Source organism: uncultured Alteromonas sp. (genome assembly GCF_963976965.1).
Lineage (GTDB): Bacteria > Pseudomonadota > Gammaproteobacteria > Enterobacterales > Alteromonadaceae > Alteromonas > Alteromonas naphthalenivorans.
Genome location: NZ_CAXBMP010000027.1, coordinates 55,264 through 65,770 on the forward strand (window position 1 = coordinate 55,264; position 10,507 = coordinate 65,770).

At 44.8% G+C, this 10,507-nt stretch carries 17 protein-coding genes; all 17 read right to left on the reverse strand.

The features are described from left to right. Window positions 1–7 precede the first annotated feature (7 nt). A complete protein-coding gene (gene rpoA, locus AAC006_RS17020; RefSeq protein WP_041452624.1) occupies window positions 8–997 on the reverse strand; it encodes a DNA-directed RNA polymerase subunit alpha in 990 nt (329 codons plus the stop codon). 19 nt (window positions 998–1,016) lie between these two features. Then, window positions 1,017–1,637, reverse strand: a complete 621-nt coding sequence (rpsD, locus tag AAC006_RS17025; RefSeq protein ID WP_013786214.1) for a 30S ribosomal protein S4 — start codon at window positions 1,635–1,637, stop codon at window positions 1,017–1,019. Between the two features lie 24 nt (window positions 1,638–1,661). Then, on the reverse strand, window positions 1,662–2,054 hold the full coding sequence (rpsK, locus tag AAC006_RS17030; RefSeq protein ID WP_013786215.1) for a 30S ribosomal protein S11: 393 nt from the start codon (window positions 2,052–2,054) through the stop codon (window positions 1,662–1,664). A 14-nt stretch (window positions 2,055–2,068) separates the two neighbouring features. Further along, window positions 2,069–2,425, reverse strand: coding sequence for a 30S ribosomal protein S13 (gene rpsM / locus AAC006_RS17035; RefSeq protein ID WP_013786216.1), 357 nt, complete (start codon window positions 2,423–2,425; stop codon window positions 2,069–2,071). Between the two features lie 174 nt (window positions 2,426–2,599). Further along, on the reverse strand, window positions 2,600–2,713 hold the full coding sequence (rpmJ, locus tag AAC006_RS17040) for a 50S ribosomal protein L36 (protein WP_013786217.1): 114 nt from the start codon (window positions 2,711–2,713) through the stop codon (window positions 2,600–2,602). 37 nt (window positions 2,714–2,750) lie between these two features. Further along, complete coding sequence (secY, locus tag AAC006_RS17045; protein ID WP_013786218.1) at window positions 2,751–4,070, reverse strand: preprotein translocase subunit SecY; 1,320 nt, start codon at window positions 4,068–4,070, stop codon at window positions 2,751–2,753. Between the two features lie 5 nt (window positions 4,071–4,075). Continuing rightward, the gene (rplO, locus tag AAC006_RS17050) at window positions 4,076–4,510 is read right to left on the reverse strand and encodes a 50S ribosomal protein L15 (protein WP_013786219.1); all 435 of its coding nucleotides are present in this window, start codon (window positions 4,508–4,510) and stop codon (window positions 4,076–4,078) included. Between the two features lie 3 nt (window positions 4,511–4,513). Then, complete coding sequence (gene rpmD, locus AAC006_RS17055) at window positions 4,514–4,693, reverse strand: 50S ribosomal protein L30 (RefSeq protein WP_013786220.1); 180 nt, start codon at window positions 4,691–4,693, stop codon at window positions 4,514–4,516. A 6-nt stretch (window positions 4,694–4,699) separates the two neighbouring features. Continuing rightward, window positions 4,700–5,200, reverse strand: a complete 501-nt coding sequence (rpsE, locus tag AAC006_RS17060; protein ID WP_013786221.1) for a 30S ribosomal protein S5 — start codon at window positions 5,198–5,200, stop codon at window positions 4,700–4,702. 9 nt (window positions 5,201–5,209) lie between these two features. Further along, the gene (gene rplR / locus AAC006_RS17065) at window positions 5,210–5,563 is read right to left on the reverse strand and encodes a 50S ribosomal protein L18 (protein WP_041453128.1); all 354 of its coding nucleotides are present in this window, start codon (window positions 5,561–5,563) and stop codon (window positions 5,210–5,212) included. A 12-nt stretch (window positions 5,564–5,575) separates the two neighbouring features. After that, window positions 5,576–6,109 (reverse strand): 50S ribosomal protein L6, encoded by a 534-nt coding sequence (gene rplF / locus AAC006_RS17070; RefSeq protein WP_208806286.1) that lies wholly within the window; start codon window positions 6,107–6,109, stop codon window positions 5,576–5,578. A 13-nt stretch (window positions 6,110–6,122) separates the two neighbouring features. Then, complete coding sequence (gene rpsH / locus AAC006_RS17075) at window positions 6,123–6,515, reverse strand: 30S ribosomal protein S8 (RefSeq protein ID WP_013786224.1); 393 nt, start codon at window positions 6,513–6,515, stop codon at window positions 6,123–6,125. A 13-nt stretch (window positions 6,516–6,528) separates the two neighbouring features. Further along, window positions 6,529–6,834 carry a 30S ribosomal protein S14 gene (gene rpsN / locus AAC006_RS17080; RefSeq protein ID WP_013786225.1) on the reverse strand — a complete coding sequence of 102 codons (306 nt, stop codon included), beginning with the start codon at window positions 6,832–6,834 and terminating at the stop codon, window positions 6,529–6,531. An 11-nt stretch (window positions 6,835–6,845) separates the two neighbouring features. Next, on the reverse strand, window positions 6,846–7,385 hold the full coding sequence (gene rplE, locus AAC006_RS17085) for a 50S ribosomal protein L5 (protein ID WP_013786226.1): 540 nt from the start codon (window positions 7,383–7,385) through the stop codon (window positions 6,846–6,848). Window positions 7,386–7,402: 17 nt separating this feature from the next. Beyond that, window positions 7,403–7,717, reverse strand: coding sequence for a 50S ribosomal protein L24 (rplX, locus tag AAC006_RS17090; protein WP_013786227.1), 315 nt, complete (start codon window positions 7,715–7,717; stop codon window positions 7,403–7,405). Window positions 7,718–7,729: 12 nt separating this feature from the next. Then, window positions 7,730–8,098 carry a 50S ribosomal protein L14 gene (rplN, locus tag AAC006_RS17095; RefSeq protein WP_013786228.1) on the reverse strand — a complete coding sequence of 123 codons (369 nt, stop codon included), beginning with the start codon at window positions 8,096–8,098 and terminating at the stop codon, window positions 7,730–7,732. 345 nt (window positions 8,099–8,443) lie between these two features. After that, window positions 8,444–10,507 (reverse strand): ATP-binding protein (locus AAC006_RS17100; protein WP_339891986.1); only part of this gene is annotated, 2,064 nt, incomplete at its 5' end.

The following is a 10,507-nucleotide window of genomic DNA, read 5'->3' on the forward strand; positions in this document are numbered from 1 at the left end:
AACCTGATTAATCTTTTTCAGCGATGCTCTCAGGCGGCCAGTTTTCTAGGCGCATACCTAGAGAAAGTCCACGAGATGCTAGAACATCTTTGATTTCAGTTAGCGATTTTTTACCAAGGTTTGGCGTTTTAAGTAGCTCAACCTCAGTACGCTGAACCAGGTCACCAATGTACTGGATAGCTTCTGCTTTTAAACAGTTAGCAGAACGTACAGTTAGCTCTAGGTCATCAACTGGGCGAAGTAGAATCGGATCAAATTCCGGCTTCTCTTCTTTCGCTTCTGGCTCAGACACATCACGTAAATCTACGAATGCATCAAGCTGTTCAGCTAGGATAGTCGCAGAACGGCGGATCGCTTCTTCAGGATCTAAAGTACCGTTCGTTTCCATATCGATAATCAATTTGTCTAGGTCTGTGCGTTGTTCAACACGGGCAGACTCTACACTATAAGCTATACGCTCTACTGGGCTGTATGAAGCATCAACTAACAAACGACCAATTGGACGATCATCTTCTTCAGAGGAGCGACGGGTAGAAGCTGGTACATAACCGCGACCCATTTCTACTTTAATACGCATGCTGATTTCAGCTTCGCCAGTTAAAGTACAAACTAAGTGGTCAGGGTTAACAATTTCTACGTCGCCATCATGCTGAATGTCACCAGCAACAACAGGGCCAGCGCCAGATTTCACTAGAGTTAGGGTTGCCTCAGTTTTACCTTCAAGGCGAACCGCTAAACCTTTAAGATTTAGCAAGATTTCAATTACGTCTTCTTGCACACCTTCTTTGGTGCTGTACTCGTGAAGAACGCCATCAATTTCTACTTCAGTAACTGCGCATCCTGGCATGGATGACAACAAGATACGACGTAGGGCGTTACCTAGAGTGTGGCCAAAGCCGCGCTCTAGTGGTTCCAAAGTTACTTTGGCACGAGTAGGAGAAACGTTTTCGATCTCAACTAATCTCGGTTTAAGGAATTCAGTCACAGAACCCACAATGCTTCCTCTTTAGTTAGCTTTACTTAGAGTAAAGTTCAACGATCAACTGTTCGTTAATTTCCGCAGACAAATCAGTTCTTTCTGGTAGGCGCTTAAAAGTACCTTCCATTTTAGTGCTGTCTACTTCAATCCAAGTTGGCTTCTCGCGTTGGTCAGCCAGTTCCAAAGCAGCTACGATACGAGCTTGCTTCTTAGCTTTTTCACGAACAGAAACCACGTCTTCGGCAGAAACGTTGAATGATGGAATGTTCACAACTTGACCATTTACCATGATCGCCTTGTGGCTAACTAGCTGACGTGCTTCTGCACGTGTGCTAGCAAATCCCATACGATAAACTACGTTATCAAGACGCTTTTCTAAAAGTTGTAACAAGTTTTCACCTGTGTTCCCTTTTAGACGTGCAGCTTCTTTATAGTAGTTACGGAATTGCTTTTCAAGAACGCCATACATACGACGAACTTTTTGTTTTTCACGCAGCTGAACACCGTAGTCAGACAAACGGCCACGACGGGCTCCATGCTGACCAGGCGCTGTATCGATTTTACATTTAGAATCGATTGCGCGAACGCCGCTCTTAAGGAACAAATCAGTTCCTTCGCGACGGCTAAGTTTGAGTTTTGGACCCAAATATCTTGCCATGATCTTTCTCCAACTGTCCGTCGATTAAACGCGACGTTTTTTCGGTGGACGACAACCGTTGTGAGGAATTGGTGTCACATCGGTAATATTTGTGATCTTATAACCAGTAGCGTTAAGAGCACGGATCGCAGACTCACGGCCTGGACCTGGACCTTTTACAAACACTTCTAGGTTTTTAAGACCGTATTCTTGTGCAGCAACACCTGCACGCTCTGCAGCAACCTGTGCAGCAAATGGGGTAGATTTACGTGAACCACGGAAACCTGAACCACCAGATGTCGCCCATGCTAATGCATTGCCTTGACGGTCTGTAATAGTCACAATTGTGTTGTTGAAAGACGCATGGATATGAGCCATACCGTCTGCAACCTGACGTTTAGCGCGCTTACGCGTACTACGAGCTGGTGCTTTAGCCATAACTTATTCCCCGTTTACTTCTTAATTGGCTTACGAGGACCTTTACGGGTACGCGCATTTGTTTTAGTGCGCTGACCACGTAGAGGCAAGCTACGACGGTGGCGAATACCACGGAAGCAACCCAGGTCCATCAAACGTTTGATGCTCATAGAGACTTCACGGCGTAAATCACCTTCAACGGTAAATTTAGCCACTTCGTCACGAAGCTTATCAATAGTCGCTTCGTCTAGCTCTTTGATCTTTGTATCTTCTGCAACACCAGCACCTACACAAATGCTTTTAGCACGTGTAGGACCAACGCCATAGATCGCTTGGATAGCGATTACAGCATGCTTGTGCTCAGGAATGTTAATGCCAGCGATACGGGCCATTAACAGCACTCCTCTAATTTATTGTTGACGACCTAAAAAGCCCGATAGGATACTTACCCGTCAACTAAATTGCAAATATTTAGGTTCTGAACACTTTAAACAAAACCAGCAGAACCTGATAAGTATAAGTCAGGCCCTGCTTATTAGCTTTGCGAGTATTCAGTACCGCGTAGATTAACCTTGCCTTTGCTTATGCTTCGGCTCTGTACAAATTACGCGCACAACACCGTTGCGTTTGATAACTTTACAGTTACGGCAAATCTTTTTAACTGATGCACGAACTTTCATTACATCACTCCCCTATCTTATAAATTAAGGGGCTAACTTAACGGCCGTAGCCTTTAAGATTAGCTTTCTTCAGAACAGACTCATATTGACTACTCATCAAATGTGTCTGCACCTGTGCCATAAAGTCCATGATAACCACCACAATAATTAGAAGCGACGTACCACCGAAGTAGAACGGAACATTCCAGGCAATTAGCATGAATTCAGGCACCAAACAAATAAAGGTTATGTACAGCGCGCCTGCCAGAGTCAGACGAGTCATTACCTTATCGATATAACGCGATGTTTGTTCACCAGGACGGATACCTGGTACAAACGCACCAGACTTCTTCAAGTTATCCGCTGTTTCACGCGGGTTGAAAACCAACGCCGTGTAGAAGAAGCAGAAGAAGATTATCGCTGTTGCGTATAACATCACATACAGGGGCTGACCTGGAGATAGCATAAGTGCTACGTCCTGCAACCACGCCGTAGATTCATTCTGTCCGAACCATCCTGCGATAGTACCCGGAAACAAAATGATGCTGGAAGCAAAGATGGGTGGAATTACACCAGCCATGTTGACTTTCAGTGGTAAATGCGTGCTTTGCGCGGCAAAAACCTGACGGCCTTGCTGACGCTTTGCATAGTTTACCACAATTCTGCGCTGTCCGCGCTCTACAAATACCACAAGGTATGTAAGCGCAATAACAATCACAGCCATCAACAACAAGAACAACAGGTTAATGTCGCCTTGTCTTGCTTGTTCTGCCGTCTGACCTATCGCTGTTGGTAGACCGGCAACAATACCAGCAAATATCAATATAGAAATACCGTTACCGATACCTCGTTCAGTAATTTGCTCACCTAACCACATTAGGAACATAGTTCCTGTGACCAAGCTCACTACTGCCGTAAAGTAGAATCCGAAGCCAGGGTTCAATACCAGTCCATTAATTAGGTTAGGCAGACCCGTCGATATTCCAATTGATTGGAATATAGCCAATACCAACGTTAGATAACGTGTGTACTGACTAATTTTACGACGACCTGCTTCGCCTTCTTTTTTAAGCTCTATCATCGGTGGATGAACCACCGAGAGCAACTGCATAATAATTGATGCAGTAATGTATGGCATGATGCCCAAAGCCAGAACGGATGCACGCTCAAGCGCACCACCGGAGAACATGTTAAACATTTCTACAATGGTACCTTTCTGTTGCTCGAACAAGTCAGCAAGTACAGCTGGATCGATGCCCGGAATAGGAACATAAGAACCTAATCTGAATACAACAATCGCACCGAGTACGAACAACAATCTTGCTTTAAGCTCACTCAAGCCGCTTTTCGCGCCTGAATCCAATCCTGGTTTAGCCATCTAGCTTATTCCTCTACTTTACCGCCAGCAGCTTCAATCGCTTCTTTAGCGCCTTTAGTAACCTTTAAACCGCTTACTGTAACAGCGCGTGATACTTCACCGCTCTTGATAACTTTAACGAACTGAATCTCTTTTTTCACAAGACCAGCTGCTTTTAAAGTTTCTAGAGATGCTGTATCACCATCAACCTTTGCGATTTCTGCAAGAGTTACTTCGTCAGTAACGAAGCTCTTACGTGATGTGAAACCGAATTTAGGAAGACGACGCTGAAGTGGCATCTGACCACCTTCAAATCCTGGCTTAACACGGCCACCTGAACGGCTTTTTTGACCTTTGTGACCTGCGCCACCTGTTTTACCTAGACCTGAACCGATACCACGACCAGTACGCTTACCAGAATGTTTAGCTCCTGGAGCAGGGGCAATAGTATTTAAACGCATAACTTACTCCTCGACTATTTCGACCATGTAATTAACACGGTGAATCATGCCGCGTACACTTGGCGTATCTTCCAGTTCACGAACATGGTTGATTTTACGAAGGCCTAAACCTTTAAGCGTAGCTCTGTGCTTTGGCAAACGGCCAATCGCACTTTTAGTTTGCTTTACTTTAATCGTTGCCATGTCTGATTACCCCAAAATTTCTGATACAGACAATCCACGTTTCGCAGCAACTTTCGCTGGAGAATTCATCTCTGTCAGCGCGTTGATTGTTGCACGAACAACGTTGATTGGGTTCGTAGAACCGTAACATTTTGAAAGTACGTTCTGTACACCAGCTACTTCAAGTACTGCACGCATTGCACCGCCGGCGATGATACCGGTACCTTCTGATGCTGGTTGCATGTAGACTTTAGAGCCAGAGTGACGACCTTTAATTGGGTGCTGTAACGTATGGCCGTTAAGGTCAACGTCAACCATGTTGCGACGTGCCTTTTCCATAGCTTTCTGGATTGCAGCAGGCACTTCACGTGCTTTACCATAACCGAAACCTACGCGACCATTACCGTCACCCACTACTGTCAATGCAGTAAAACTAAAGATACGACCACCTTTAACCACTTTAGATACGCGGTTAACAGCAATCAATTTCTCTAATAGTTCACCGTTCTGAACTTCTTGTTTAGCCATTATAAACTCCTAGAACTGAAGGCCAGCTTCGCGAGCTGCATCAGCTAATGCCTTAACGCGACCGTGGTATTTAAAACCACTACGATCGAAAGCCACTTTTTCAATGCCTTTCTCTTTAGCGCGTTCTGCAATTGCTTTACCGACTATCGCCGCTGCTTCAGCGTTACCTGTTGACTTAAGATCTTTTGCAAGTTCTTTATCTACAGTAGAAGCCGCTGCTAATACTTCAGAACCGCTAGGAGCGATTAACTGAGCATAGATGTGGCGAGGTGTACGGTTAATTACCAAGCGATGCGCGGCCAGTTCACGAATTTTTGCTCGTGCGCGTGTAGCGCGACGAATGCGAGCTGTTTTCTTATCCATCGTATCACCCACCTACTTTTTCTTAGCTTCTTTACGACGTACATGTTCGTCAGCGTAACGTACACCTTTACCTTTGTAAGGCTCTGGTGGACGGTAAGCGCGAATGTTCGCCGCAACCTGTCCTACAACCTGCTTATCGGCGCCTTTCACGACGATTTCAGTTTGCGTAGGCGTTTCAACGGTAATGCCTTCAGGCATCTCGTATACTACTGGGTGAGAGAAACCAAGCGTCAGGTTTAGTTTGCTACCTTGTGCTTGCGCACGGTAACCAACACCATTTAACTGAAGCTTTTTCTCAAAACCTTGTGAAACACCTTGAACCATTGCGTTAAGAAGAGAGCGTACAGTACCAGCCTGTGCCCAAGCGTCAGAAAAACCTTCGCGAGGAAGTGCTTTCAATTGGTTCTCTTCTTGTACAACTTCTACAGCGTCGTTAAAAACGCGGGTCAAAGTGCCTTTACTACCTTTTGCGGTAATTTCTTGGCCAGCGATAGAAATATCTACACCTGAAACCAAGTCTACTGGGGCTTTTGCTACTCGTGACATTTCAACTCCTCCGTTATGCTACATAACCGATGATCTCACCGCCCATGCCAGCGTTACGCGCTGCACGGTCAGTCATCACACCTTTAGAAGTCGACACGATCGCGACACCCAATCCACCCATTACTTTAGGAAGCTCATCTTTTTTCTTATAGATTCGCAGACCTGGGCGGCTTACACGCTCAATAGTGTCAATTACTTGCTTGCCTTCGAAGTACTTAAGCGTAACTTCTAAAACAGGCTTAACGTCACCAGATGCAGCGAAGTCAGTAATATAACCTTCAGACTTTAATACTTCACAAATTGCTACGCGAAGTTTAGAAGAAGGCATAACTACAGAAACTTTCTCTGCCATTTGGCCGTTACGGATGCGGGTAAACATATCCGCGATAGGATCTTGCATGCTCATTATCAGCTACTCCTTACCAGCTGGCTTTTTTAAGGCCAGGGACTTCGCCGCGCATCGCTGCTTCACGCAGTTTGATACGGCTAAGACCGAATTTGCGAAGGTAACCATGTGGACGACCAGTTACGCGGCAGCGATTACGCTGACGTGAAGAACTTGAGTCACGTGGCAGTTGTTGTAGCTTAAGAACAGCGTCCCAACGCTCTTCTTCAGATACGTTAACATCGCTGATAGTCGCTTTAAGTGCGGCACGTTTTTCTGCGTACTTAGCTACTAGCTTAGCGCGCTTTACTTCACGGGCCTTCATTGATTCTTTTGCCATAACCCTACACCCTACTTTTTAAATGGGAAGTTGAACGCGTCCAGCAGAGCACGTGCTTCTTCATTTGAGTCCGCACTGGTAGTGATAGTAATATCCATACCACGAACTTTATCCACTTTATCGAAATCGATTTCAGGGAAAATGATTTGCTCACGCACGCCCATGCTGTAGTTACCACGACCGTCGAATGACTTAGGGTTCAAACCACGGAAGTCGCGAACACGTGGGATAGCGATTGAAATCAAACGCTCAAGGAATTCCCACATACGCTCGCCGCGTAAGGTTACTTTACAGCCAATCGGATAACCTTCACGGATTTTAAAGCCCGCTACTGATCTTCTAGCAACTGTAACAATCGGCTTCTGACCGGCGATAGCCGCCATGTCAGCTTGAGCATTTTCAAGCACCTTCTTGTCAGCAATTGCTTCACCTAAACCCATGTTTAGAGTGATTTTTTCAATCCGAGGGACTTGCATGACGCTTTTGTACCCGAACTGCTTAGCAAGTTCAGCTACTACTGTTTCTTTATAGAAATCATGCAGTTTCGCCATCGTACTCTCCAATATAATTAAACAAGTTCGCCGTTAGATTTGAAGAAACGAACTTTCTTCTCATCTTCGAAACGGAAACCAACGCGATCTGCTTTGCCCGTTGCCGGGTTAACAATCGCAACATTAGAAACGTGAATAGAAGCTTCTTTCTCAACAATTCCACCAGCTACACCCAATTGTGGGTTTGGCTTAGTGTGCTTCTTGATAAGATTAACACCTTCTATAATTACACGGTTATCAGCAATAAGCACTTTAAGGACTTTGCCTTGTTTGCCTTTGTCTTTACCCGCTAATACGACTACTTCATCATCACGACGAATTTTATTAGCCATTATCGTGACTCCTTATAGTACCTCTGGGGCCAATGAGATGATTTTCATGAAGTTTTCACTTCTCAACTCACGGGTTACCGGTCCAAAGATACGCGTACCAATTGGTTGCTTGTTTGCGTTAAGCAAAACAGCTGCGTTGCCGTCAAAACGAATGGATGAACCATCTGCACGACGAACGCCTTTTCTAGTACGCACCACCACTGCATTCAGTACGTCACCTTTTTTAACTTTACCGCGAGGAATTGCTTCCTTCACAGTAACTTTGATGATGTCACCGATACCTGCATAACGGCGATGCGAGCCACCAAGAACCTTAATACACTGAACCCTGCGAGCGCCGCTGTTGTCTGCAACGTCCAGGTTAGTTTGCATTTGGATCATGTTAGTGCTCCGCTCTATTATGAGACTCTGCCGAGTCGTTATTGCTGCTAAACCCAACAAACATTGTTGAATTTATATACATACCCCCATAAAAAGGGCGCGAAACTATAACAGAAATTTTGAGCTAGAGATAGCGTTAAATTGGATTATTTTTAATCGATGGGGAAATTGAGTACATTGTTTCTGAAATGCGAGGGGGTCGCATGACGCATGACATGAATAGCGCCAGAAGCAGGTGCACATTATACGCATGATTTTATATTTTGTCTTGTGATTTTATATCCCCCGTAATACATCCATAAAAAAGCCCCAGCATTGCCGGGGCAGATAGCCAAAAGTTGGCTATCAAGCAGGATCTTTAAACTTCTCCTGTTTATAAGACAAGTGGAAGTTAATACAGTCCCCTAACCGCGAAACGCCTACAGGTTTTGATATGAAGTCATTCATTCCCGCTCGTAAACACTTTTCCTTTTCGCCACTCAGCGCGTTGGCAGTAAGTGCAATGATAGGAACGGTTTCACCTAGCGCTCTAATTTCTTTTGTGGCAGCTAATCCGTCCATCACTGGCATGTGGCAATCCATAAAGATAAGGTCGTATGGCTTTTTCCGCGCAATAGCACTTGTTACCTTAGCGAGGCCTAACGCACCATTATTGGCGAGCTCTACCGACACACCAATTTCTTTTAATTGCTCTTTAATGACTATCTGATTTATTTCGTTATCTTCAACCACTAACACTCGCGATTCTGACAGCACTCTTTTGCAAAGTGGTGTGACCTTGTTTGCTGCGATAGCTTTTTCTTTCAATACACCGGCATTTGCACAATCGAGGGTCATGGTAACGATGAATCGAGCCCCTTCCCCTATCGCGCTAGATACTTCTACGTTGCCGTCATAATGCTCAACAATATTATTCACAATGGCTAAGCCTAAACCTGTACCGCCAAAGCGTCGCTGTGTCGACTCTTCGGCCTGAAGGAATGGTGAAAAGATAACTTTTTGCTGCTCATCACTAATACCAATCCCCGTATCGGTAACAATTAGCTTAACCCTAAAGCGCCCCGCACCATACTTGGTACATCGCGTACTAATTTTAATTGACCCTTCCTCAGTGAACTTCACTGCGTTATTTATAAGATTCATCAGTATCTGACTTAGCCTTAACGAATCTGCGAGAAATAACGTATCTGAAACCGCCGCCGTTTCGGTGATAAATTCTATCCCTTTTTTATCGGCTAGACGCCTAAACATAGGTATTTGTTGCTCAATTAATTCTTTTAAATTTACAGGCTCAACATCATAGGTCATGTGGCCTGAATCAATTTTTGAAAAATCTAAAATATCATTCACAATGTTGAGTAACGACTCTGAACTACGCATTGCGACATGTGCATATTCTTTTTGCTTTGCATTGAGCTTAGTACTACAAAGAGTTTCTAGCATGCCTTGCACACCATGAATTGGGGTTCGTATTTCATGGCTCATGTTTGCTAGGAACTCACTGCGCGCTTTAAGGGCTTGCTCTGCAATGGCGGTTTTTTGTTTTAAGGATTGGGTGGTGTTAAAACGCTCAGTTATATCTCGGGTTGCACCGATAATTTTATGGCAGGTTCCATTTTTCATGATGGGGTGTGCACGACTTTCTAACCACCGCTTTTCACCCCCATCGGTAATCACTTCGAACTCGTAAGCCCAATCATTTCCGGTTGTGGCAATTTCCTCCATTTTAGATTCGTAAACATTTCGCACTTTTGTATTTGCCATAAACTTTAGTGCATGCGCTGGGGTAACCGCTTGCTTCTCATTGATTTGAAACATGCGCTTCAAGGACGCTGACCACTTAAGGGCGCCTGACTCTAAATCAAGCTCCCACGTGCCCACGCCCGCCAATTCTGTAATCTGGTTTAGCAGTGCGTTTTGTTCTTCTAATACGTCTTTCTGAGAAATGATTTCGCTCAACGCTTGTTCACGCGCCACCTCTGCCCCTATCCAGTCGGCAAGCAGCAGTAAATAGTCATAATCTAAAGCGGTGAAACTGTCGCTCTTTGACGTAGTGGAAGAGAAGTTGAGTGTGCCATATAAGGCAGCATTTACATGTATAGGGGTGGCTAAGTAGCTTTTTAATGTGTAGAGGGCGTAACACGGATGGCTATTGCCTGGCATTACGTCAATGTCGTTATAGGCCACGATACCATTTGCATTCACGGTGTCAGCGCAATAAGTATCAGATAATGGAAATTCAGCGCCGCTTACAATTTCATTCAGCGGTGAAATGGCCTGCACCACCGTGTAGGTGCCGTTATGCACATAGCTAACAATACCAGTTTCAAGGCCTAATACCTCAGTGCCAATTTCTAAGGCGTGTTGATCTTTCGTGATTGGTTTTTGAGCAGCATGGTAAAGAGTTAT